Annotated in this window: 23 protein-coding genes; 10 read left to right on the top strand and 13 right to left on the bottom strand. The window is 61.3% G+C overall.

The window, feature by feature from the left end; translation table 11 throughout:
• Window positions 1-35: 35 nt before the first annotated feature.
• Entirely contained in the window at window positions 36-1,127 is a 1,092-nt protein-coding gene (gene ychF / locus CYR55_RS10615) for a redox-regulated ATPase YchF (RefSeq protein ID WP_101816108.1), read from the top strand.
• On the opposite strand, the gene CYR55_RS10610 is transcribed toward ychF, so the two are convergent.
• A complete protein-coding gene (locus CYR55_RS10610) occupies window positions 1,117-1,494 on the bottom strand; it encodes a hypothetical protein (protein WP_101816107.1) in 378 nt (125 codons plus the stop codon). The genes ychF and CYR55_RS10610 overlap by 11 nt on opposite strands.
• A 21-nt stretch (window positions 1,495-1,515) precedes the next feature.
• On the opposite strand from CYR55_RS10610, the gene CYR55_RS10605 reads away from it, so the two are divergent.
• From CYR55_RS10605 to CYR55_RS10595, 3 genes are all read left to right on the top strand, one after another.
• Entirely contained in the window at window positions 1,516-2,424 is a 909-nt protein-coding gene (locus tag CYR55_RS10605) for a dihydrodipicolinate synthase family protein (RefSeq protein WP_101816106.1), read from the top strand.
• A 197-nt stretch (window positions 2,425-2,621) separates the two neighbouring features.
• Complete coding sequence (locus tag CYR55_RS10600; RefSeq protein WP_146000974.1) at window positions 2,622-3,206, top strand: hypothetical protein; 585 nt, start codon at window positions 2,622-2,624, stop codon at window positions 3,204-3,206.
• A complete protein-coding gene (locus CYR55_RS10595) occupies window positions 3,172-3,822 on the top strand; it encodes an O-methyltransferase (RefSeq protein WP_101816104.1) in 651 nt (216 codons plus the stop codon). Before CYR55_RS10600 ends, CYR55_RS10595 begins: the two co-directional genes overlap by 35 nt.
• Before the next feature lie 90 nt (window positions 3,823-3,912).
• Here CYR55_RS10595 and CYR55_RS10590 read toward each other — a convergent pair whose 3' ends face one another.
• The 5 genes from CYR55_RS10590 to CYR55_RS10570 form a co-directional block, all read right to left on the bottom strand.
• Window positions 3,913-6,270 (bottom strand): TonB-dependent hemoglobin/transferrin/lactoferrin family receptor, encoded by a 2,358-nt coding sequence (locus tag CYR55_RS10590; RefSeq protein ID WP_101816103.1) that lies wholly within the window; start codon window positions 6,268-6,270, stop codon window positions 3,913-3,915.
• A 111-nt stretch (window positions 6,271-6,381) separates the two neighbouring features.
• Complete coding sequence (locus CYR55_RS10585) at window positions 6,382-7,161, bottom strand: heme ABC transporter ATP-binding protein (RefSeq protein WP_101816102.1); 780 nt, start codon at window positions 7,159-7,161, stop codon at window positions 6,382-6,384.
• Window positions 7,154-8,119 carry a FecCD family ABC transporter permease gene (locus CYR55_RS10580; RefSeq protein ID WP_101816163.1) on the bottom strand — a complete coding sequence of 322 codons (966 nt, stop codon included), beginning with the start codon at window positions 8,117-8,119 and terminating at the stop codon, window positions 7,154-7,156. The genes CYR55_RS10585 and CYR55_RS10580 overlap by 8 nt, the downstream gene beginning before the upstream one ends.
• Before the next feature lie 32 nt (window positions 8,120-8,151).
• On the bottom strand, window positions 8,152-8,964 hold the full coding sequence (locus CYR55_RS10575; RefSeq protein WP_101816101.1) for a heme/hemin ABC transporter substrate-binding protein: 813 nt from the start codon (window positions 8,962-8,964) through the stop codon (window positions 8,152-8,154).
• On the bottom strand, window positions 8,961-9,995 hold the full coding sequence (locus CYR55_RS10570) for a hemin-degrading factor (protein WP_101816100.1): 1,035 nt from the start codon (window positions 9,993-9,995) through the stop codon (window positions 8,961-8,963). The genes CYR55_RS10575 and CYR55_RS10570 overlap by 4 nt, the downstream gene beginning before the upstream one ends.
• A gap of 331 nt (window positions 9,996-10,326) precedes the next feature.
• On the opposite strand from CYR55_RS10570, the gene fhuF reads away from it, so the two are divergent.
• Together fhuF and CYR55_RS10560 are read left to right on the top strand one after the other, a co-directional pair.
• Window positions 10,327-11,064, top strand: coding sequence for a siderophore-iron reductase FhuF (fhuF, locus tag CYR55_RS10565; RefSeq protein WP_241522127.1), 738 nt, complete (start codon window positions 10,327-10,329; stop codon window positions 11,062-11,064).
• Window positions 11,065-11,221: 157 nt separating this feature from the next.
• A complete protein-coding gene (locus tag CYR55_RS10560) occupies window positions 11,222-11,581 on the top strand; it encodes a hypothetical protein (RefSeq protein ID WP_101816162.1) in 360 nt (119 codons plus the stop codon).
• A gap of 62 nt (window positions 11,582-11,643) precedes the next feature.
• On the opposite strand, the gene CYR55_RS10555 is transcribed toward CYR55_RS10560, so the two are convergent.
• Together CYR55_RS10555 and CYR55_RS10550 are read right to left on the bottom strand one after the other, a co-directional pair.
• Window positions 11,644-12,612 carry a sensor domain-containing diguanylate cyclase gene (locus CYR55_RS10555; RefSeq protein WP_101816098.1) on the bottom strand — a complete coding sequence of 323 codons (969 nt, stop codon included), beginning with the start codon at window positions 12,610-12,612 and terminating at the stop codon, window positions 11,644-11,646.
• Between the two features lie 207 nt (window positions 12,613-12,819).
• Window positions 12,820-13,875, bottom strand: a complete 1,056-nt coding sequence (locus tag CYR55_RS10550) for an NAD(P)-dependent alcohol dehydrogenase (protein ID WP_101816097.1) — start codon at window positions 13,873-13,875, stop codon at window positions 12,820-12,822.
• A 317-nt stretch (window positions 13,876-14,192) separates the two neighbouring features.
• On the opposite strand from CYR55_RS10550, the gene CYR55_RS10545 reads away from it, so the two are divergent.
• The 4 genes from CYR55_RS10545 to CYR55_RS10530 all read left to right on the top strand — a co-directional run bounded on the left by CYR55_RS10545 (window position 14,193) and on the right by CYR55_RS10530 (window position 17,037).
• Window positions 14,193-14,702, top strand: a complete 510-nt coding sequence (locus tag CYR55_RS10545; protein WP_101816161.1) for a 2-thiouracil desulfurase family protein — start codon at window positions 14,193-14,195, stop codon at window positions 14,700-14,702.
• Between the two features lie 76 nt (window positions 14,703-14,778).
• Complete coding sequence (locus tag CYR55_RS10540; protein ID WP_101816160.1) at window positions 14,779-15,990, top strand: FAD-dependent oxidoreductase; 1,212 nt, start codon at window positions 14,779-14,781, stop codon at window positions 15,988-15,990.
• 172 nt (window positions 15,991-16,162) lie between these two features.
• The gene (locus tag CYR55_RS10535) at window positions 16,163-16,531 is read left to right on the top strand and encodes an NlpC/P60 family protein (protein ID WP_101816096.1); all 369 of its coding nucleotides are present in this window, start codon (window positions 16,163-16,165) and stop codon (window positions 16,529-16,531) included.
• Window positions 16,532-16,536: 5 nt separating this feature from the next.
• Complete coding sequence (locus tag CYR55_RS10530) at window positions 16,537-17,037, top strand: YqhG/Tai3 family protein (RefSeq protein ID WP_146000973.1); 501 nt, start codon at window positions 16,537-16,539, stop codon at window positions 17,035-17,037.
• A 372-nt stretch (window positions 17,038-17,409) separates the two neighbouring features.
• On the opposite strand, the gene CYR55_RS10525 is transcribed toward CYR55_RS10530, so the two are convergent.
• The 5 genes from CYR55_RS10525 to CYR55_RS10505 are packed head-to-tail and all read right to left on the bottom strand — an operon-like array spanning window position 17,410 to window position 21,816.
• The gene (locus CYR55_RS10525; protein WP_101816094.1) at window positions 17,410-18,456 is read right to left on the bottom strand and encodes a LacI family DNA-binding transcriptional regulator; all 1,047 of its coding nucleotides are present in this window, start codon (window positions 18,454-18,456) and stop codon (window positions 17,410-17,412) included.
• Entirely contained in the window at window positions 18,453-19,277 is an 825-nt protein-coding gene (locus tag CYR55_RS10520; RefSeq protein ID WP_241522126.1) for an ABC transporter permease, read from the bottom strand. The genes CYR55_RS10525 and CYR55_RS10520 overlap by 4 nt, the downstream gene beginning before the upstream one ends.
• A complete protein-coding gene (locus tag CYR55_RS10515; protein WP_101816092.1) occupies window positions 19,267-20,055 on the bottom strand; it encodes an ABC transporter ATP-binding protein in 789 nt (262 codons plus the stop codon). Before CYR55_RS10515 ends, CYR55_RS10520 begins: the two co-directional genes overlap by 11 nt.
• A gap of 28 nt (window positions 20,056-20,083) precedes the next feature.
• A complete protein-coding gene (locus CYR55_RS10510; RefSeq protein ID WP_101816091.1) occupies window positions 20,084-20,800 on the bottom strand; it encodes a M24 family metallopeptidase in 717 nt (238 codons plus the stop codon).
• Between the two features lie 2 nt (window positions 20,801-20,802).
• The gene (locus CYR55_RS10505) at window positions 20,803-21,816 is read right to left on the bottom strand and encodes an ABC transporter substrate-binding protein (protein ID WP_101816090.1); all 1,014 of its coding nucleotides are present in this window, start codon (window positions 21,814-21,816) and stop codon (window positions 20,803-20,805) included.
• Window positions 21,817-21,951: the final 135 nt, after the last annotated feature.

The following is a 21,951-nucleotide window of genomic DNA, read 5'->3' as shown; positions in this document are numbered from 1 at the left end:
CCGCATGATATTTAAGCGATTAAGGTGATATAAACATGGGATTCAAATGCGGTATCGTCGGCCTGCCGAACGTGGGTAAATCTACGCTGTTCAACGCCCTGACCAAAGCGGGTATTGAGGCGGCGAACTTTCCGTTCTGCACCATAGAACCCAACACCGGTGTGGTGCCGATGCCGGATCTGCGTCTGGACCAACTGAGTGCGATCGTCAAACCTCAGCGTGTGGTGCCGACCACCATGGAATTCGTCGACATTGCCGGTCTGGTGAAAGGCGCGTCCAAGGGTGAAGGCCTGGGCAACCAGTTCCTGACCAACATCCGTGAGACTGAGGCCATCGGCCACGTGGTGCGCTGTTTTGAGAATGACAACATCATCCACGTGAACAACAAAGTTGACCCGGCGGATGACATTGACGTCATCAACACCGAGCTGGCGCTCTCTGACCTCGACACCTGCGAACGCGCTATTCAGCGTGTGCAGAAGAAAGCCAAAGGCGGTGACAAAGACGCCAAAGCTGAGCTGGCCGCGCTGGAGAAATGCCTGCCGCAACTGGAAAACGCCGGGATGCTGCGCGCACTCGACCTGAGCGCCGAAGACAAGGCCGCGATCCGCTACCTGAGCTTCCTGACGCTGAAGCCCACCATGTATATCGCCAACGTCAACGAAGATGGCTTCGAGAACAACCCGTACCTCGACAAAGTCCGTGAAATCGCCGCGGCCGAAGGCTCCGTGGTAGTGGCCGTCTGTGCGGCGGTGGAATCTGACATCGCTGAGCTGGAAGATGAAGACCGCGCCGAGTTTATGGCAGAGCTGGGCCTGGAAGAGCCGGGCCTGAACCGCGTGATCCGCGCCGGTTACGAGTTGCTGAACCTGCAAACCTACTTCACCGCCGGGGTAAAAGAAGTGCGCGCCTGGACGATTCCCGTGGGTGCCACCGCCCCGCAGGCCGCCGGTAAGATCCACACCGATTTCGAAAAAGGCTTTATCCGCGCCCAGACCATCGCTTTTGATGACTTCATCACCTACAAAGGTGAGCAAGGTGCCAAAGAAGCCGGCAAAATGCGCTCCGAAGGCAAAGAGTACATCGTGAAAGATGGCGACGTGATGAACTTCCTGTTCAACGTCTGATCCCGTCTTCATTCACCTGAGCAGGGCACCCGCCCTGCTTTTTTTCGCCTGTATTCTTCACCTGCATCTCTCTTACCTGGCCTGTCACCCTGCCCGTTTTCACTGTATTACCGATCCGTGCAGAAAAATCCCGCACCTTGCCTCCGCCTTTTCCGCCCATGCTGGTACGTTCCCCGGTGGGTGTGGTGATGGTTTTTAAGTATGTTGTAACAAAAATCAGGCAGACCTGTTCTTCACCCGTGATGATGTGACCCGGCCGCCACTTTTTACCGCAAGTTGCTGCAATGTTAAACAGTACACAGGTTTTCCCGGTGACATCGCTTATAAATAAAACACCGTTCCAACTTTTCCGCTGCCTGCGGCCCACCCTTTAACATGGAGATTCCTTATGGCTACCCCGATCTTTTCCGGTGTCATTCCCCCGGTGCCCACGATTTTAAACGCTGATGAACAACTCGATCGCCCCGGCATGGCGCGGTTGATTGACCATGTGATTGAAGGCGGCGTGAACGGCGTGTTTTTCCTTGGCAGCGCCGGGGAGTTTGCGCATATGGGCAGTGCCTTGCGTCATGAAGTGGCTGAATTCTGTACCGCACACGTTGCCGGCCGGGTGCCGGTGCTGATTGGTGCGGCACACCCCGGCACGCGGGAAACACAGTCGCTGATCGCCCACGCCCACGGCTGCGGGGCGGATGGCGTGGTGGTGGTAAACCCCTATTACAACCCGCTCTCTGAAGAGAACCTCGGCCGCTACTATCAGACGCTGGCCGACGCCTCGCCGCTGCCGATTCTGCTCTACAATTTCCCGGCGCTGACCGGCCAGAACATCCCGGTCTCCCTGATCAAAACCCTGGCAGAGCGCTGCCCGAACATAGTCGGCCTGAAAGACACGGTGGACACCCTCAGCCACCTCCGTGAAACCATCCAGGCGGTAAAACCGGTACGGCCGGACTTCGCCGTGTTCGCCGGGTATGACGAGTACCTGTTCGGCACGCTGATTCTGGGGGGCGATGGCTGCATTCCGGCCAGTGCCAACTTCGCCCCGGAACTGACCTGCGGCATCTACCGGGCATGGAAGACGCAGGAGTTTGCGACCATTATCGGCCTGCAACAGCGGTTGTCACATATTCCCCAGCTCTATAGCCTGGACACGCCCTTCTATAATGTGGTGAAAGAGGCGATCCGCCAGGCCGGGGTAGATATTCCGGTACACTCCCTGCAACCGGCACAACCTTTGAGCGAAGAGAAGCGTGAGGTCGTGCGTAATGTGCTGCGCCTGAGCGGTATGATCGCATGATAATGCAGCGGGGGTGCGCCCCCGCTTTTTTACATCTGCTTACCTCACTTAACCACTGCCTTACAATGCCTTCTTTTTTGCACAAAAACAGCGGGTTAAGTTAATCACACCTTCCTCTGTTATCACGATCCCGCTTGACCCTCTCCCGCACCCAAGATATATCTTGGATATATTTTTTCCATAGCGGATGACTCAATATGACCGGCAGTGATTCCCAGGCGCATACCCCTCCCGCAGAGGCGGAGCTACCGGCACGGCGGCCCCGGTTGCTGAGTAAAAATGAACTGCTGCTGCTGGTTTTACAGCTGATCATACTGCATCCCCGGCATCCGCAGGCCATACATCAGGCGGTGGCCGCCTGTTCATACGGTGCCTATTTGCCCGGCTCTGCACGGCTGGAGAAGGTGCTGGCGCGTTTACTGACTGAAGGGTATGCGGTAGCCCGGGCCGACCACGCCGGGCGCGCCTGTTTCAGCGCAACAATTGTTGGCCGTGCGCTGCTCAACGTGAATGCCCAGCCGGTTGCGCTGATCCGTAAAAGGCTGCACCTGCTGGCCATCGCCGAAGGCAGCGGTTTCCCTGCCCTTGACAGTGCGCTGACGCAACTGACGTTTAATCTCGGGGAGGCGATCGGCGATCGGCGCGGCTCCGTTGCCGATCTGCTCCGCCTGACGACCCTGCTTGAGGAGACCGCCCGCCAGATCAGCGCCCTTTTTCCTCTATCCCTGACATCCCACGGTGACCCACATGAAAGAACATCCTCCTTTCCAGCTTGCGAATAATACGATTACCGATCCGCACATTCTGGCAGTGATTACCCGGCTCGACAGCACCCGCACCTTTCCGGCGCAAGGTTCGCGTGAAGCGATGATCACCGATCCCGCGGCATTTGCCGAGCATGGTTTCTCTATCCATCCAGCACAAGGCGAGCTGATTTATCTGCTCTGCCGGGCGATGCGCGCCACGCGGGTAGTGGATTTCGCCACCTCGATCGGCATGTCAGCACTCTATTTTGCAGCAGCGATGAAAGAGACCGGCGGCCAGGTGATTGGCGCTGAGCTGGTGCCGGAAAAAGCGGAGGTGGCCCGGCGCAACCTGGCGGAAGCCGGGCTGGCAGATTATGCCGATATACGGTCGGGTGATGCACGCCACACGCTGAAAGATCTCGGCGGCCCGGTTGATTTTGTGCTGATTGATGGCTGGCCTGGAAACAGCGGCCATTCGCTGGCTTATGAGGTGCTGCAGGTGGTTGCCCCGCAATTGCGGGTGGGGGGATATGTACTCAATGATAACGCTGAACCTGATTTTATCAGCTACATCCGCAACCCGGCTAACAGCTTTATCTCAGTGTCGCTGCCGATCAAAGGCAGTACCGAACTGGCCGTAAAAGTCTTTTAGGCAGATGCCGCGACGGCTGTGCCTTGTTTACCCCCGCAAAAAAGGGCGGCATAGCCGCCCTTAAACAGATGTGAAAGCCGTGGCGCTGCGTCAGAAATCGACGTTTACCGCCAGCTGGAAGGTACGCCCGGGTTGCACGGCCAGTGCCTGGTTGTAACTGTCCTGCAGGCCGGTGTCAGTCAGGGTGCGGCTGCTCAGATAGTCCCAGTATTTGCGGTCGGTCAGGTTATAGATACCGCCGCTCAGCTTCACATGGGCGGCCACCTGCCAGTAGGCCGTCAAATCTGCCAGTGCATAACCGGGAATGCGCATATAGGTGGTGGTGGTATCCGCCAATGCCGTGCCGCTGTTGCTGTAAGTCTGGCGGCTGGTGGCAGTGGCGCGTTTACCCTTCACCAGCGTAGTGGTGACAGCCCCGCCATAGGCGCGATCCGGCGCATCCCAGCTTAACCCCAACACTGCTTTCATCGGCGGCACGCTGTCGAGGTCAACATATTTGTCGCCCTCATAGGCTGATTTCGCCTGGCCTTTGCTGTAGCCAAGCCCAATATTGGCACCCAGCCCGCGCAGTTCATCCACCCAGGTGCCGAACTCAACCCTGCTGGTCAACTCTGCGCCATAGATGTACGCCTTATCGCGGTTCTCTTCCTTATAGACGGTGTAAATATTGCCCGGCACCGTGGCAAACACCGCCGGGTTGGCCAAACGGGTGTAGCGCGTCTCAGCGATAAAGTTCTTATAGCTGTTGTAGAAGAGGGCGGTATGGAACGTGATGCCCTTCGCCGCCTCGCCTTTTATTCCCCATTCGAGGTTGTTGCTGGTCTCGGTTTTCAGATCCGGGCTGCCGATCAGCGCATACTGCGCGCGCCCGGCATAGCTGGAACCGAGATTCCAGCTGCCGTAAAGCTGGCTGGCATTCGGGAACTGCGCACCGCGCCGGTACTGGATATAGGTGCTCAGCGCCGGTGTCAGGTTGTAGATAAGTCCCAGCGACGGCAGGAGCTGGCTGTCGCTGTTACTGCTGCCGTAGAGCGTTGCCACCTCCCCTTCGCTGAGAACGCTGCTGTTGGCAGAGAGCGACGAGAGATTTTGCGCACGCGTTTTCTGGTAAGCCGCGCGCACGCCCGGCACCACGGCCAGGGTATGGCCGTTGAGGTCAAAGGTGATGTTGTCCTGCAGGAATGCGCCAAGCGTCTCGGTATGGCTGTCAGCCTCCGGCTGCATAATGGCGGCGGCCCCGCTCTGTACCGGATCCTGGCTGAACGGCCGCTCTGTTTTGCTCTGGCCGGCATTCAGCCCCCAGCGTAGGTCGTGCCGCCCGATCGCCTTCGCCAGGGTGGTTTCCAACCCATAGCGGGTCACATTATAGTCGGAAAGCACCCGCGTCACCGTACCGCTGCTGCCCGGGATCAGGGTATTGTCATGGGCTTCGGTGATCTGCCGGTAGATCTGTGTATCCACCCGGTCAACCCATGCATTCTCCAGCGGCACCCACGTATCTTTCAGCGTGATGCCCAGCCGCCGGGTGTTGCCGCTCTGGTGGGCAGTACCCACAATCGCCGAGCCGGCATCGTTCCAGCTGTCGTACTGACTGTGGGTGGTTTTATGGTAGTAGTCGAGGGTGGCGGTCAGCCGGTGTTCGTCAGTCGCCAGCCAGGAACCGGAGGCGAGCAGCGCAGTAGAGTGCCAGTTCTCCGGATAACTGGAGAGTTCACCACTGTTGTTGCTGGTCTCCTGGCCGTCGCGGCGGCTTATTACCAGCATCCCCTGCAAAATGGAATCGCCGCCCGCCAGCGTTAACCCGTTATGCCAGCCGCGGTCAGCGGAGTCATAGTCACTCTGGTAGCCAAAATAGGTGGTTTTGCCGGGGCGTAAGTAGCCGGCGGCCGATTTCGGCAAAAAAGAGACCCGCCCGCCAATCGCATTGTTGGCCACCTCAACGGATGTCGGGCCGGATTCAATCTCGACCTGCTGGTACATATACGGGTCGAGATAGTCACGGCCGATGCCGGACGTGCCCAGCCCGGCCCGCCCGGCGTAACTGCGGCCGGTTGCTTGCGGCATCTCGATGCCGTCCACCTCAATGCCGACCCGGTTCGACTCCAGCCCACGGATGTTATACCCGGTATACCCGGCGCGGTCGAAGCCGCTCTTGCCGGCGGTTGAGCCACTGCTGGAGCCGGTGGCGCTCACCAGCGGCTGGTAACGCATCAGCGTGCCGAAATTATTACTGCCGTTCTGCTGAATCTGCCCGGCGCTTAGCGTCGTTTTGCTGCCCGCCTGCACCGGCACCGGCGGAGACAAAACCAGTAATTGCTCGCCCTCTTCTGCGCTGTGTTGCGCCGGGGTTGTCACGGTGCCCGTGGCAGCCTGTGCCGGCGGCATAGCGCTGCCCAATAAACCGGTCATCGCGAGGCTTAAGGCAGTTTTTCTGGTGGTGAAAGACATAATTTACCTTTAAATCAATAAGTTGTTATTATCGCTTGCCGTGCACCCAGCGTAAAAAAAGCAAAGGGAACCCTTCCCCGGTGAAGGGGATTATTGTTGTTATTCAGTACTTTATGGTTTCAGGAACAGCGCAGGCGTGCCGGTCTCCGGGTGGCTGCCCATCAACAGGTCTGCCTGATAGCAGCGGGCCAGCAGATCACCCTGCAGCACCTGCGCCGGGCTGCCGCGTGCGACCAGCCGGCCTTGCGCCAGCAGGCAGAGTTCATCTGACCAGAGAGCGGCCAGATTGAGATCGTGTAATACACAACACACGGTGAGCGGGTAGCGGCGGGTCAGCTGCTTCAACAACCGCAACAGGTGCTGCTGGTGATGCAGGTCAAGCGCGGAAGTCGGCTCATCCAGAAACAGCATCCCCTGCGGCCCATCGGCCTGCCAGAGTTGTGCCAGCGCGCGCGCCACCCGCACCCGCTGCTGCTCGCCGCCGGAGAGTTGCCGGTAGTCACGCCCGGCCAGCGGTGCACAGCCGGTCAGTTCCATAATCTGCCCGACTATCGCATCACTGCCTTGCGCGGGCCACGGCGCACGCCCCATCTGCACCACCTCCCGTACCGGAAAGGCAAACGCCAGGTGGCTCTCCTGCCGCATTACCGCACGGCGGCGCGACAAGGCAGCCAGCGGCCACGCGTGCAGCGGGAGGCCATCGAGCCGGCATACTCCGCCCGACGGTGTCAGATAGCCACTCAGCAAACGCAGCAGGGTTGACTTGCCCGCACCATTGGGGCCAATCAACGCAATGAGGCGGCCTGCCGGAAAGGCCAGTGATACGTCATCAATCAGCCGTTGCCGGGCGAGCCGGTAGCTGAGGTGCTCTGCACACAATAGATCACTCATCCTGCCCCCGGTTTCTACGGATCATCAGCCAGAGGAACCAGGGCGCGCCAATCAGGCTGGTGAGCAGACCGACCGGCATCTCCGCCGGGGCGACGGCGGTGCGCGCCACGGTGTCAGAGAGCAGCAACAGCATGGCACCCAACAGCGCGGAGGCCGGCAGCAGGGCACGGTGATCCGCACCCATCACCATCCGGGCAAGATGCGGAATGACCAACCCGATAAAGCCGATGATACCGCTGACGGCTACCGCGGCCGCTGTCAGCAATGCGCTGAGGATCAGCAATGCTGCCTGCGTCTGCCGCACCGGTACGCCCAGGTAGTGCGCCTCCTCCTCTCCCAGCTGTAACAGGTTCAGCCGCCGGGCATACCCCCAAAGGGCGGCAGAGGCCGGAATAACCAGCGACGCCACCGCCCACAACGCCGGCCATTGCGCCTGCCCCAGGCTCCCCATGCCCCACAACGCGAGCTGGCGCAGTTGTTGATCGCTGCTCAACCAGGAAAGCAACCCGGTGATAGCGCCGGTCAGTACATTGATGGCGATCCCTGCCAGCAGCAGCCGTGACATCGGCTGGCGGCCGCTGCGGCAGAGCAGAAAAATCGCCAGGGTCACCAGCAGGCTGCCGATAAACGCCGCGAATGCCGGTGCATACAGCGCCAGGCCGGACGGCAACGGCAACGGCAGCAGCACCGAAATCGCCACCGCCAGTGCCGCGCCGCTGCTGACACCCAGCAGGCCGGGGTCTGCCAACGCATTGCGGAATACCCCCTGCATCACACTGCCCGCCAAGGCCAGCGCGGTTCCCACCATCACCGCCAGCAACACGCGCGGCAGGCGGATCTCAAACCAAATCGCCCACACCTGTCCGGCGGCCTGCCGCTCCCAGAGCAGGGAAAGCGGCAGCGGAAGCGCACCGGAACGGGCGGCAAACAGCATCAGCCCGGCCAGTGACAGCGCCATCAATAACAGCCGGAACACCCGCCCGCGACGCGTCACGGGGCTGGCGCCGCCGCCGCCCGCAGTTGCCTGACCGCCGCCGGGGTGGCCGGCCCAAAGCCCAGCAGCGCCATATCATCCAGCACCAGCAAGCGCCCGCCCCGGCCGGCCGGGGTCAGGCGAAGGCCGGGCAGTGCCCAGACCTGCGCCTGCCCCCCCAGCGTGCGCAGGCCGTCAGTGGTGACCAGTACCAGATCGGGTGCAGCGGCGATCACCCCCTCAGCTGACAGCGGCTTATAGCCATTGAAGCCCTGCATGGCGTTGCGCACCCCGGCGGCGGCCAGCACCTGATCGGCAGCCGTCTGTTGCCCGGCCACCAGCGTGCTCATGCCGCCGTGGCTCATGATAAACAACACCTTGGTCGGTAGCGCGGCGTAATGCATCTGGTCAAGCTGTGCCCGCAGTTGCCGGCTGAGCGTTTCGCCCTGTGAATCCCGGTGCAGTGCATGCGCCACCACAGCGACCTTGTCCGCGATTTGATCAAGCGTCACTGCGGGCGGCACCATCATCACCTCCACCCCGCTCTGCCGGATTTGGTCAAGCGCCAGTGCCGGGGCAGCCTGTGCGGTCGCCAGCACCAGCGAGGGCCGCATGGCCAGAATGCCTTCGGCATTGAGCTGGCGCATATAGCCGACGTCCGGCAGTGCGCCGGCTGCCGCCGGGCGGGTGCTGGTGCTGTCGCGGGCTACCAGCTCCCCGCCTGCCCCCAGCGCGTAGACGATCTCCGTAACGTCACCCCCGATCGTCACAACGCGCTCTGCAGCCGCATTGCCGGCCAGCAGTACCAATAACCAGAGCGCGCGCCTCATGCCACTTCCCCGCTGCGGCAAACCGGCAAGCGTGCCAGCTGTTCACGCCATATCGCCTGTTCCGGCTGCCCTTCTGTGCGCTGGCCATAGAGCTGGGCAATCTGCGTACCGTCTTCCGCAAACAATTCAAGGCTGGTGACCATGCCGTCTGCGGTCGGTTTGCGGGTGACCCAGCTCTCGGCAATGCGCTGGTGTTGCAAATGCAACGTGAAGGCCGGGTTGAAGACATTCAGCCAGCCATGCTGTGGGCGCACGCTCTCAATCACGCCGGTAAAGATCTGCACACAGCCACGGTTGCCGACGAAGATCATGATCTCATTCTGCTGCTGATAGGCGGCGGCCAGGATCTCCTCCAGCGCCCGGTTTTCCACCCGGCAGGCCAGATCGGCCGGCACCGCGCGGAATGCCTGCTGGCGGGTGGTGCGGTATTTTTTCAATAGCAGGAAAAACTGATGCACGTTGGTCATTGCCCGCCACGCCTGCTCCAGCCCGGTGAGATCGGTGGCCGCGGCAACCGGCGCCGGTACCGGGCTCAGCGTCAGCGCCGGATTGTCATGCGCAGCAAAGCGCGTGACCAGCGCCTGCCAGGCCACCTTGTCACTCTGCGCCGTGGTATAGATTTTCAGTACTGCCTCGCCCTGCGGATCGAAGATCTGGATACTGTGGCGGCGGCCCTGCGGCACCTCCTCGTCCAGCGCAAACGCGCAGTGCCACTGGCTGGTAAAGAGGCGCTGATCCAGCGCACGCGGGTTAAGCACCAGCCCACCGTGGGGTGTCAGGGTCAGGTTCTGGTAGCAGCCGCGCTGTTCATGTACCGCGTACTCGTTACGGGTAATCGAGAGCGTCTCACCCACTGTCTCCAGTGCGGCCAGCAACGCCGCCGGGTTAAGCTGCAGACGCCGGGCATCATGCCCGGTACGGATCGCCAGTAATTCCGCCTCACTCCGTTGCATCAGGCGGGCGATGTCACGGGCATAATGCCGCGGATGGGTTTTTTTAATATCGAGGTAGTGTGCGTACAGGTCAGCCATGACAATCTCCGGCAGCGCGCTTCCCTGGTGCGGCGTAACGGCACGCTCAGGAGAGGCGGGTTAAGGGTGAATGGCGGCATTATAAAACACAAAAAATCATAGATGGAAATGATATTTATTATCATTAGCATTTGCAGGGAGAGGGCTATTCCCCTCTTTTTACGCGGCTTTTTTGACGGCAGACGTGAAAGGCCGCCGCACGTTTAGATCATAATACAAATCGAAATCATTACCATTTCCTATCAGGGTCGCTTACACTGAGCGGCAGAGGCCGTGCCGGGGTGTATGCCGGGGCGGGAGGACGAATAAAAAGATTCCTGGTGCCAAGCGCATGACGATGCTGACAATTTTAGACTCCTTTGCCGATGGCCCGCTGGACTGGGTCAAAACCATGTTCATCCCTTATGATGCGCATGCTGAGCGGACGGTGCCTGCCGGCCGCCTGTTGACGCCGGAAGGGGCGCGCGACGTGCTGGCTGACTACCTCAATGCCCATGATGCGTCAGAACACCGCGCCCGCGTCTCTATGTGGTCACAATGGTATTTTGCCCGCCTGTTGCCGGTGTGGATGATTGTGAACCTCTCCCACCAGTGGCAATTACCGATTAACGCTGACCGCGTCTGGTTCCAGCTCAATGAGGATGGCCTGCCGCTGCAATTTATGTTGCAGGGAGAGGGCGAACCGGTCACCGGGTCCGACCCGCTGATGCGGTTCGCGGGCATGGTGCAGCACATTGCGCCGGTCTGCCGGATCCTGGCGGATCTCGCCGGGCTGAAGCCGGGGATTTTCTGGAATAATGCCGCCGTGCGCATCGAGTGGGGCATTGAACAGGCTGAGCTGGTGAACGCAGATGTCACGCCCGGCCAGGCCCTGCTCGCTGCCCGTACCCTGTGCGACGGCAGCAAAAATGCGCTGTTCGAACCCACCCGCCGTGAAATCCCGACCGTGGCGGAAAGCCCGTCGTTCCGCCGCCAGTGCTGCCTGCGCTATGAGCTGTGTGACCACGAAATGTGCCCCTCCTGCCCGCTGTTACTGGCTGAAAAACGCCGCCGCCCGGCCACCGTCTGAGCAGAAAAAAAGCGTTCTCCCTCAGGGAGGTGCGCATCTGGGGTTGCTTATACGGAAAAAGAGTTTGATCTTACCCGGTTATAACTATAAATATGAAGGCGACCCCGCAACCGTTTTCCTGGTGAAGCGGGCCGACTTTGACCACGAGGTAACGATCATGAAAACGAGCACCTCTGCCCGCGTCTCTGCGTCGTTGGCCGGGCTGGCCACTCAGGCAGCCCTGTTCACTGCCACGCTGCGCGCCTCCGTGCTGGCGCCGGTTTCGCAGACCTGGCGTACCCTCACCGGCCAACAGGCACCGCTGGCCGCCCGCGTTGTCCGCCGTTATGCCCTGCCCTCAACGCGCACTTTCAGTGTGGCGGAAGGCTTTTTCGGCTTCATCCCGATCGAGTCTTTTGAGAGCGAGCGCTATGTGCTTGAAGTCACGCACGATGGCCGCTGTTATCAGGTTGAAGTCCCGCAGCATGTTTACCATCAGGTCACCATCGGCGGGCAGATTGAGATCCACACCCACTGAGGCTGCCGCGTAAAAAACAAAAAAGGAGCCGGGATGGCTCCTTTTTTATTGCGGTGACCGGGTTACCCCCGGGGCGACCCGCCGCGCTTTTGCACATACATCAGCGCATCGGCCTGGGCCAGCAGGTCGGCCACCGGCACCGCATACCTGCCGTTATACTCAATCTGCCCCACGCTGTAACGTAATGCGTAACCGCGCCCGCTCTGGGCATTATACCCGGCGACATGGTCCTGCAGCCGCGCCAGCGCCTGCTGCGTCTCTTCCCGGCCGGCATTGGTCAGCAGTACCGCGAACTCGTCGCCCCCCAGCCGCCCTACCACATCACTGTCGCGCAGGCTGTCACGCATCAGTGCCGCAAAGGTTTTCAGTGCCAGGTCGCCTTCGGCATGACCAAAGGTGTCATTGATCGCTTTAAAGCCGTTCATGTCAAAAAACAGCAGCGAGGCGGGTAACGCCAGCCGGTGGCAGACGTCCAGCGCATGCTGGCCCAGCGCCTCAAAGCCGCGGCGGTTGGAGATCTGCGTCAGCTCATCCATGGTCGCCAGATGCATGGCGGTGATCTCCTGCTCCGCCATGGCGGCCAGGTCGCGCAGCAGCATCCGGTCTTCCTCATTCAGCACGCGCGGGGCGGTGTCAATCAGGCAGAGGGTGCCGAGCTTGAGGCCGTTGGGCACCGTCAGCGGGCAACCGGCATAAAAGCGGATGCCCGGCTCACCGGTTACCAGCGGGTTATCATGAAACCGGCTGTCGTGCTGCGCGTCCGGCACTTCCATGATGTCATCCTCCAGAATGGCATGGCCGCAGAAAGAGACGTCACGCGGCATCTCCTGCACCTCCAGGCCCTGGCAGGACTTAAACCACTGGCGGTTCATATCCACCAGCGACACCAGCGCAATCGGCACATCAAACAGCCGCCGCGCCAGCCGTGTCAGGCGGTCAAAGCGCTCTTCCGGCAGCGTGTCGAGAATATTGTAGGCACGGAGGGTGGACAGGCGTTGATGCTCGTCAGACGGTTGGGCGGGCGGTTGCATAACACTCTCATTTCCTGATGGGGCTAAAGATGGTTAAAAAGGCGTCAATATGCTGACATTGCAGCCGAAACCGCTATTCAAACATGGATAAAAATGAAAGTCACCTAGAGCAAAACAGTGCATTCAGTAAGGGAATGAGGCGCGCCGTCCGCCTGTCCGCCCCGGCATTGCACCGGAGGCGGGAGGGCTACGACGGAGTGGGCAGGATTATTCTGCCCGGAGGGAGTTCATATCGATCACAAAGCGGTACTTAACGTCGCCACGGCTCATGCGGGCAAACGCCTGCTCAATTTCATCCATGCGAATTACTTCGACATCAGCAGTGATGCCATGTTCCCCACAAAAATCGAGCATTTCCTGAGTTTCTTTCATGCTGCCGATCGAGGTACCGGCAATGCTCAGGCGTTTGAATACCATCGGCGTGATGTCCGGGGCCTGATGCGGGCTTTCCGGGATGCCGACCAGGATCAGATTGCCGTTACTTTTCAGCGTCGCCAGGTAGGGGTTCAGGTCATGCGGCGCGGCCACGCAGTTGAGGATCAGATCCAGCTGGTTCGCCTGGGCGGCCATCTGGAGCGCATCGGTGGAGACCACCACCTGTTTGGCACCAAGGCGCAGCGCATCCTCACCTTTGCCCGGCGACGTGGTAAACAGCACCACCTCTGCCCCCATTGCCGTGGCCAGTTTCACTGCCATATGGCCCAGCCCGCCCAGGCCGACCACGCCGACACGCTGGCCGGGCTGTACGTTCCAGTGGCGCAGCGGTGACCAGGTGGTGACACCGGCGCAGAGCAGCGGCGCCACGGCGGCGGGGTCGAGCTGTTCCGGCACCCGCACCACAAAATCCTGTGCGACCACGATGTCGGTGGCGTAACCGCCAAAGGTGGTGCCGCCCATTACCGCCTCTTCACCGTTGTAAGTCGCGGTGAAGCCTTTATCGCAATACTGTTCTTCGCCCTCATGGCAGGCCGCGCACTGGCCGCAGGAACCGACCATCACGCCCACGCCGACGCGCTGCCCCACCTGGAACCGGCTGACATTGGCGCCGGTTTCGGTGACATGGCCGACAATCTCATGGCCCGGCACCAGCGGGTAGCGGCTCATGTTCCACTCATTGCGGGCCATGTGCAGATCGGAGTGGCAGACGCCACAAAACGCGATCTCAATGCGGACGTCATCCGGCCCGGTGTCACGGCGGTCAAAGTGGAAAGGTGCCAGCGCGGTTTGCGCGGTGTGTGCGGCGTAGCCAAAAGATCGTTTCATCAGAATCCCCGTTTTTGAAGGGGGCGAACCCTAATGCCTGCGGTACCTCACATCAAGTTTTCTCTCTCTGGAAATGTGCCAAAATGTGGCAGCGTGAATGCACGCTGACGCCGCCATGCCGAAGCAGCCCAGGTTGCGCAAGCGCCCGGCTCACCCGCGCTGCCCCGCCCTGAGCGCGCAGCGCCATCCGGGCATCCGGACGGCTGAGGATGTTACATACCCTTACAAGCTTGTTGCTTTCTCATTCAAAAAAGCCACGTGCCGTCGCCCGGTTCTCCGGTATGCTTTTGCCTTATTTTTCAATCAGCGGTTTGCCCATGCCCCCCTCAAATATCCTGATCAGCGCCTGCTTATATGGCCTGCCGGTACGTTATAACGGCAGCGAAAAGGCCCGGCTTCAGCATACCCTCCGTACCTGGCGCGACCAGCAACGGTTGGTGGTGTTCTGTCCGGAACTGGCCGCCGGATTTGATACCCCGCGCCCCCCGGCGGAGATTCAGCCGCAGCACGGCCGTTACTCTGTGCTGGCCGCGGGCGCGCGGGTGCAGGAGCAGAGCGGCGCTGACGTGACTGAGCGCTATCTGCTGGGTGCCTGGCTGGCGCTGGAGATGGCGCAGGCCAACCAGTGCCGTTTTGCGCTGCTGACCGACGGCAGCCCCTCTTGCGGCAGCCAACGCATTTATGACGGCGGCTTTCGCGGGCAGACCCTGCCGGGTGTGGGCGTCACCACGGAGCTGCTGCGCCGTCACGGCATTGAAGTATTTTCTGACCGGCAATTGCCGGCGCTGATGGCCAGGGTGGTGGCGGTGGATCGCACAGGCGGATAAATGGCAGCGATAGTTTGACTCCCTGAGGCGGCAATGATAATCGTTATCACTCTTGTTTGTTGTATAAGGGATGCTGATGACTGATACCCCCACCCTGCGCCGCACCCGGTGCTGCATCGCCGGCGGCGGGCCGGCCGGCATGATGCTTGGCTACCTGCTGGCGCGCCGCGGCATTGAGGTCGTGGTGCTGGAGAAGCACGCCGATTTCCTGCGTGATTTCCGTGGTGACACGCTGCACCCGTCGACGCTGGAGGTGATTCACCAGTTGGGCTGGCTGGAAGAATTTTTGCAGTTACCGCACCAGCGCATGGAACGGTTGCAGGCGGAGATGGGCGGCCGGGAGATGACGATTGCCGATTTCACCCGCTTGCCGACCCACTGCAAATTTATGGCATTTATGCCGCAGTGGGATTTCCTCGACTTTCTCCAGCGTAAGGCCGCGGCGCTGCCCACCTTCACCCTGTTGATGGAAGCCGGCGTGACCGGCCTGCGTTATGACGACCAGCAACGCGTGATTGGCGTAGAGGCGATGACGCCGCAGGGCGCGTTACATATTGCAAGCGATCTGGTGGTGGGCTGTGACGGCCGCCATTCAGCGGTGCGTACGCTGGCCGGGCTAAGCAGCCGGAGTTTTGGTGCACCGCGTGATGTGCTGTGGCTGAAAATCCCGAAACATACAGATGACCCGGCGTGGGCCACCGGCCACCGCGGGCCGCGTAAGAATTTCATTATGATCGATCGCGGAGACTACTGGCAGTGCGGCGTCTCGATCGACAAGGGCACCCTGCCGGGTTTACAGCAGGCGGGCCTGCCGGCCTTTCTGCACCAGGTCGCGGCCAGCGCGCCGTTTGACGCGGCCCGGCTGGCGTCGGCCATCACGCACTGGGATCAGGTGAAGTTGCTGAGCATCCGCATCGACCGGCTGGACCACTGGGCGCGGCCGGGGCTGCTCTGCATTGGTGACGCGGCGCATGCCATGTCGCCGATTGGCGGCGTGGGGGTAAACCTGGCGATTCAGGACGCCGTCGCCACTGCCAACCTGCTGGCCGCGCCGTTACAGCGCGGCGTACCGACCTTGCGCCAGCTCAGCCGCGTGCAGCGCCGCCGCACCTTCCCCACCAAAGCCACGCAATTTTTGCAGGTGATGATGACGCGCCGCTCCGGCAGCGGCAAACGTCCGCCTGCGATGATCCGCGCCCTCGGCCGCTGGCTGCGCCACCGCCCCTGGCTCCCCTTCCTGTTCGGCCGCCTCATCGGCGTCGGGTTCCGGCAGGAGTTACCGAAGTAAGGCACGTTTCTCTGATGCTGCGGCCCGCGCAGCATCACCCCCACAACCATCAATAATTTATCTTTTAAATCATTAAATTATATAAATTTTCTATCGCCCCTTTTGTCTACCCGCCCCCCTTCCCCACGTGCTGGAATAGCCGCCGCCACGTATTCACTAAAAGGAAAATGCAATGGGATGGAATAAACATGCTGCGGCGATCTATGCCAGGCAACATGCGGGGTCAACCTCACAAAGAAGGTGTGCGGCCTTTACCCGCCGCGCTATCAATGCAGGCGGTATAGATATAGGGCAGACGTTACATGCAAAAGATTATGGCCGCTTACTCAGTAACGCAGGGTTCACGGTGATTGGTGCAGGGGAAACGCTGCAAGAGGGGGATGTTGTGGTTATCCAGCCTTACCGGGGCGGAAACGAAAGTGGGCATATGGCGATATATGACGGACAAAACTGGTATTCCGACTTTCGCCAGCGCGATATGTGGGCCGGGCCGGGTTATCGTTCAGCCCAGCCCGCATATAAAATTTACAGGAGGCATTGATATTGATGCGCGCACTTTTCCTGTTCGTTTTGCTGTTATCTGGCTGCACTGTCTCTACGGCCACGCCTGAGCAGCAGGTTGATGCGTTCTACCATTTCTATTTGGAGGCCTTTGCCGGCGACAGCGCTGAGAGCACCTACAGTTCGCCTACTATGCGACGTTATGTGGCGGCGGAGACGTTGGGCCGATTGAGTGCCATTGAAAAGATTGAGGAGCAGCAGATAGTCGGTTCCGATTATTTTATCTATGGTCAGGACTACGCCCCGGAATGGATTGCCGGGTTACAGGTGGGGCCTGCCGCAGACTACCTGGGCGGCAAAGTGCTGGACGTCCGGCTTGGCCGGGAAGCGGGTAAAACGCAGCGCCTGCGCGTCTACCTCCGGCGCGAACAGGGCCTCTGGAAACTCTACCGGGTCAGAAACCTCAGCGATCAGTATGAACAACCGATTTTTGACGACCACGCCCTCGCCGCCGCCCAAGCCCACGCGGCGACGTTAGTGCAGTAAATCGCCCCTACTCTTTCCTTACATACCAGACGGTTTGCAGAAGAGGCGGGGGCGTAAAAATCATTGCCGAATGGAGCCGCAGGGCCGGGTGAGCACACAGGGATGTGTGCGAGAGGGACAGCCACGCAGGGAGCGTGTCTGTCCCGGCCCGATTAGCCCGTAGGCGAAATGAGGGGAGCCGCGGGAGCGGCCAATGATTCAGCCAGGGCACCAAAAAGTGCGCGGGTGCAGGGCGAGCGCACCGGCGCGCCCTGCTCGGTTGAGGCGCGGCAGCTCAGGTAAACTACAGTGCTGAACAACCGAAACTTTCCACTTCACATAAACAACCGAAACTTTCCACTCCATATGAACAACCGAAGCAATAACCCCCAATTACCCTCTTGAGCCGCTTCCCGGCTCCATCTCCCTCACACTCCCCCTCAACATCACCGTCGCCGGAAACGCCTCCCGCGCCGGGGGCGCCGCCAAATACCCCAGGCGGTGCAGCAGCAGGTGGGCTGCGGCAGCCCCCATCTCATGCCCCGGCTGGCGCACGGTGGTGAGCGGCGGTGAAATGCGCGCCGCCGCCGGGATATCGTCAAAACCGGTGACGCTGAGCACCTCCGGCACGGCGATGCCCTGCTGCTGACAATAGCGGATCAGGCCAATCGCCATCAGGTCATTGGCGCAGAGCACCGCCGTCGGCCACTGGTGGCGCGGCTGGGCGAGAATCTGTTGCGCCGCCTGCTCGCCGCTGCGCTCGGTGTAATCCCCGTCGATCAGCGGCAAGTGCGCCGGGTCCAACCCCTGCTCGCGGCAGGCGTCGTGGTAACCCGCCAGCCGCTGTTCACTGGTCCACAGCCCCGGCGGGCCGCCGAGCAGCAACAGCCTGCGGTGGCCGCAGGCCAGCACGTGGCGGGCCATCGCCGCCGCGCCCTGCCGGTTCTGTGCGCTGATAAAGGGCACATCAATCCCCGGCAGGCACTCATCCACAAACACCATGGCACCGCGGCTGGCCAACGCCTGCAACGAGGGGCTCAGGCGGCCGGTGCCGGAAAGGTAGATCACGCCATCCAGCCGCTGGGTGCGCAGCACATGCGCATAATGCTCCTCGCGGGCGGTGTCAGACCAGGTCAGGCAGAGCACCAGCAGGAAATCGGCCTGGTCGAGCACCAGCTGGATGCCCTCCGCGACATCAGCGAAAAAAGCGTTACCGAGATCCGGCACGATAAACCCGATGGAGGAGATACGGCGGCTCTTGAGGCTGCGGGCGGCATTGCTTGGCTCAAAGCCGAGATCGGCAATCGCCTGCAGTACCCGTTCGCGGGTGCGGGCCGCCACCGGCCGCCCGCTGTTGTTGATCACCGCACTGACGGTGCCGATAGACACCTCCGCGCGGCGCGCCACATCACGGATGGTCGGGCGCGGGGTGTCTGTCATGGCTTATCATCGCGCCAGTAGCGGCGTGACCAGCGGCGGGCTTTGGAACCGTTGCGCCACGGCGTCATCAGGTACTCGGCGCCCACCACCAGCAGGAAACTCACCACCCCCAGCAACGCCAGGAACACAATCGCCGAAAAGGTGCCGGCGGTGTTCAGGCGGGAGTTGGCCTGCAGCAGGTATGCGCCCAGCCCGCCGCTGGTGGAGGCGGTCCACTCGCCAATTACCGCGCCGGTGACGCTGAAGGTCGCCGAGAGCTTAAGCGCGGAAAACAGCGGCGTATAGGTGGCAGGCAGCTTCACGTAGCGGAAGATTTTGGCACGCGACGCGCCCATCGACTTCACCAGGTTAAGCATGTCACGGTCCACCGAGTTGAGGCCGTCCAGCACGTTCACCACCACCGGGAAGAACACCACCAGCGCCACAATCACCAGTTTCGGTGCCAGCCCGAAACCGAGCCAGATGGTCAGCGCCGCCGAGATGGCGATCACCGGCACCGCCTGGCTGGCGATCAGAATCGGGTAGAGCACGCTGCGTACCCAACTGGACATATCCATCAGCACCGCAAAGGCAAACCCGCTGACCGCGCCGAGCAAAAAGCCCATCAGGAAGGTCAGGAAGGTGATGCGGAACCCTTCCCACAGCGTGTCCCAGTCAGAAAGCGTGTGGTCAAGGGTGCGTTCCGGCGAGGGCAGCACATAGGCCGGGATGTCAAACCAGCGTACCGCCAGATCCCAGGCGAGGACAACCAGCACCAGCGCCACCATCGGGCCACCCAGGCGCAGCAGCCAGCCACGCCAGCCAAACGGCTCAGTGTACATGGGCCTTCTCCTCCGCCAAGCGTTGCGCGTCATCCTGGTAGATCAGGCTGAGGATCTGCTTTTTCAGCGCCATAAAGGGTTCGCTGGTCAAACAGGAGAGCGGGCGCGGGCGCGCCAGTTCCACCGGGAAGATGGCATTCACCCGGCCGGGGCGCGGGGTCATCACCACCACCCGGTCAGCCAGGAAGATCGCCTCGTCAATATCGTGGGTGACGAACACCACGGTGCGCTTCTGCTCCTGCCACACCGTGAGCAGCCACTGCTGCATCGAGAGGCGGGTCTGGGAGTCGAGCGCGCCGAACGGCTCGTCCAGCAGCATCACATCATGCTGCATCGCCAGCGTGCGCATCAGCGCCACCCGCTGGCGCATCCCGCCGGAGAGTGCCGCCGGGTAGTGGTTGATAAACTCGCCGATGCCGTAACGGCGCGCCAGTTCCACCCCGGCGCGGCGCTGCTCGGCGGTGGCGCGCCCTTTGAGGGTCGCCCCCAGCACGATGTTATCAATCACCGTGAGCCACGGCAGCAGCAGATCTTTTTGCAGCATATACCCGACGTGGCCGGTTTTGCCGGTCACGTCGTCGTTGTCGATCAGGATGCGGCCTGAACTCGGCGCGAGCACGCCGGAGATCAGGTTAAACAAGGTGCTTTTGCCGCAGCCGGACGGGCCGACCACAGAAATGAACTCCCCCTCGGCGACCTGAAGATCGGTGGGGGCCAACGCGGTCAGATCACCAAACCGGCGCGACACCTGCTCGATCCTGAGTTTTGCTTGGGACATCGGGTATTCCTTTCATCATCGGCGGGTATTACAGGATTTCACACCGCTCGCGGCCAAACCAGACCAGATCCTCAACCTTAACGGCGATATCACCGCGTGCGGCGAACGGCTCCACCGCCCACGCGCCCCACATCGGCGTGTCATTCCCGGCATCAATGAAATTGTGCAGGTAAGCCGCGCCGGGCGTCAGGGAGTGGCCGATGTTCGCCAGCAGGTCGAGCAGCACAAAGCCCTCAGCCTCCAGCCGGCTATGGCACAGGCCGAACAGCTCATTGGCCGGCATGCCGGGGCGGCACTGGGCCAGCACTTCGTAGTGCAACGCCTCGAGATCGCGCAGCGCCTCGGTGGCCAGCGGATGGTCGCCAATCACCTTGCAGCGGGTGCAGTCGCCCCAGAACCCTTGCCGGGTAATCGGGTGCACGTCGATCATCAGCACATCCTGCGCCGCGGCCGCACGGGGGGTCGGTGCATGGGTGGGGAAGCAGATGCGCGCATTCTCCCCCAGCCCCACGGTGGTGATCGTCCAGATGCCTGCAGCGCCCTGCTGTTCCAGCGCGTCACACACGGCCAGCTCGATCTGCTGCTCAGTGATGCCGGGCGCGGCGGCAGCCAGCCCGGCTTCCGCCACCTTTTTCGCCATCGCCTGCGCATGGCGCAAACCGGCCGGTGCCTCAAAGGCGACATCCGGGCCGGGCTTGTAGCTCCACTCAGGCACCCAACGGGTGCCCGGTTCGCGTGTACTCATCCTCAGTTCCCCTGCGGCAGGAAATCGTTAGTGTAGTACTGGTTGGCCGGCAGGGTCTCTTTCACGATCCCTTCCGCTTTTACCGCATTCAGCAGGTCATTCCAGGCGGCATCGCTGAGTTTCAGCTGTTCCGGGCCGGGGTTGCCCAGCAGGGTGATGGTGTCAGCCCACTGCTGTTTGATGAACGCCGGGTCATAGGCTTTGCTGTAGAGTTTGGTGAAGGTCGCGGTGCCTTCGTCCGGGTGGGCAATGGCGTACGCGATACTCTTCTCAGTGGCGCGCATAAAGGCTTTGGCCTTCTCCGGATTGGCCTTCAGCCAGCGCTCGTTGCCGGCCAGCATAAAGATCGGGGTATTCGGCACGCCGTGCTCTACCGCCGGCAGGAATTCCGGTTTCTGTTTGCCGGTGGTGACCACGCCGGTACCTTCGGCGTTGGTGATGCCGGTGATGGCGTCCACGCGTTTTTGCAGCAGCAGCGGCACGGTGTCGTCGGCTGCCGCCACCATGGTGATGTCTTTCAGCGTCAGGTTGGCGCTTTTCAGCATCAATGCCAGCTGCGCTTTGGTCCAGGCGTCATTGTAGATGCCGATGGTTTTGCCTTTCAGCTCTGCCACGGTGAATTTTTCGCCCTGGCGGGAGACGATGCCCCAGTTATTGCCCTGGCCGTAACGGCCGATGGCAGTCACCGGTGCGCCCTGCTCTTTGGCGAAGATGATGTCCATCACCGTGGTGAAGGCGAGGTCAGCGCGGCCGGTGCCGAGGAATTTCATGGTGTCAGCCACCGTCGGCGGTGCCACGATGTTCAGGTCAATGCCTTCAGCCGCGTAGAAGCCCTTCTCTTTCCCCAGGATCCACGGGATCCAGAAGCCGTCCGCCACCGGCCACTCCTGCACAAAGGTCACTTTGGTCAGTTCGGCAGCCTGCGCCTGCGGGGTCACCATACCGGCACCCAGCCATGGTGCCAGTGCCACGGCACCGGCCAGCAGTGCCCCTTTCAGGATTGAACGTCGTTGCATCGGTATTCTCCATTTGCCTAAGTGAATAAAGGGGGCTTCTTCACGTGCTTTCCTGCCACGCGCTAAGCCAAATCAACCGCACGAATTATCAGCAATCCGCAGATAGTGAAACGGTTTGATGAATGGTGTCAATAA

The organism is Chimaeribacter californicus, assembly GCF_002858675.1.
Lineage (GTDB): Bacteria > Pseudomonadota > Gammaproteobacteria > Enterobacterales > Enterobacteriaceae > Chimaeribacter > Chimaeribacter californicus.
The sequence above is the reverse complement of the archived record's forward strand: the minus strand, read 5'-3'. Positions and strand labels throughout refer to the sequence as shown.

Bases quoted from the DNA above. Each gene is read 5' to 3' on its own strand.
- ychF (WP_101816108.1), top strand. From the start codon at position 36: ATGGGATTCAAATGCGGTATCGTCGGCCTGCCGAACGTGGGTAAATCT.
- CYR55_RS10605 (WP_101816106.1), top strand. From the start codon at position 1,516: ATGGCTACCCCGATCTTTTCCGGTGTCATTCCCCCGGTGCCCACGATT.
- CYR55_RS10600 (WP_146000974.1), top strand. From the start codon at position 2,622: ATGACCGGCAGTGATTCCCAGGCGCATACCCCTCCCGCAGAGGCGGAG.
- CYR55_RS10595 (WP_101816104.1), top strand. From the start codon at position 3,172: ATGAAAGAACATCCTCCTTTCCAGCTTGCGAATAATACGATTACCGAT.
- CYR55_RS10590 (WP_101816103.1), bottom strand. From the start codon at position 6,270: ATGTCTTTCACCACCAGAAAAACTGCCTTAAGCCTCGCGATGACCGGT.
- CYR55_RS10585 (WP_101816102.1), bottom strand. From the start codon at position 7,161: ATGAGTGATCTATTGTGTGCAGAGCACCTCAGCTACCGGCTCGCCCGG.
- CYR55_RS10580 (WP_101816163.1), bottom strand. From the start codon at position 8,119: ATGGCGCTGTCACTGGCCGGGCTGATGCTGTTTGCCGCCCGTTCCGGT.
- CYR55_RS10575 (WP_101816101.1), bottom strand. From the start codon at position 8,964: ATGAGGCGCGCGCTCTGGTTATTGGTACTGCTGGCCGGCAATGCGGCT.
- CYR55_RS10570 (WP_101816100.1), bottom strand. From the start codon at position 9,995: ATGGCTGACCTGTACGCACACTACCTCGATATTAAAAAAACCCATCCG.
- fhuF (WP_241522127.1), top strand. From the start codon at position 10,327: ATGACGATGCTGACAATTTTAGACTCCTTTGCCGATGGCCCGCTGGAC.
- CYR55_RS10560 (WP_101816162.1), top strand. From the start codon at position 11,222: ATGAAAACGAGCACCTCTGCCCGCGTCTCTGCGTCGTTGGCCGGGCTG.
- CYR55_RS10555 (WP_101816098.1), bottom strand. From the start codon at position 12,612: ATGCAACCGCCCGCCCAACCGTCTGACGAGCATCAACGCCTGTCCACC.
- CYR55_RS10550 (WP_101816097.1), bottom strand. From the start codon at position 13,875: ATGAAACGATCTTTTGGCTACGCCGCACACACCGCGCAAACCGCGCTG.
- CYR55_RS10545 (WP_101816161.1), top strand. From the start codon at position 14,193: ATGCCCCCCTCAAATATCCTGATCAGCGCCTGCTTATATGGCCTGCCG.
- CYR55_RS10540 (WP_101816160.1), top strand. From the start codon at position 14,779: ATGACTGATACCCCCACCCTGCGCCGCACCCGGTGCTGCATCGCCGGC.
- CYR55_RS10535 (WP_101816096.1), top strand. From the start codon at position 16,163: ATGGGATGGAATAAACATGCTGCGGCGATCTATGCCAGGCAACATGCG.
- CYR55_RS10530 (WP_146000973.1), top strand. From the start codon at position 16,537: ATGCGCGCACTTTTCCTGTTCGTTTTGCTGTTATCTGGCTGCACTGTC.
- CYR55_RS10525 (WP_101816094.1), bottom strand. From the start codon at position 18,456: ATGACAGACACCCCGCGCCCGACCATCCGTGATGTGGCGCGCCGCGCG.
- CYR55_RS10520 (WP_241522126.1), bottom strand. From the start codon at position 19,277: ATGTACACTGAGCCGTTTGGCTGGCGTGGCTGGCTGCTGCGCCTGGGT.
- CYR55_RS10515 (WP_101816092.1), bottom strand. From the start codon at position 20,055: ATGTCCCAAGCAAAACTCAGGATCGAGCAGGTGTCGCGCCGGTTTGGT.
- CYR55_RS10510 (WP_101816091.1), bottom strand. From the start codon at position 20,800: ATGAGTACACGCGAACCGGGCACCCGTTGGGTGCCTGAGTGGAGCTAC.
- CYR55_RS10505 (WP_101816090.1), bottom strand. From the start codon at position 21,816: ATGCAACGACGTTCAATCCTGAAAGGGGCACTGCTGGCCGGTGCCGTG.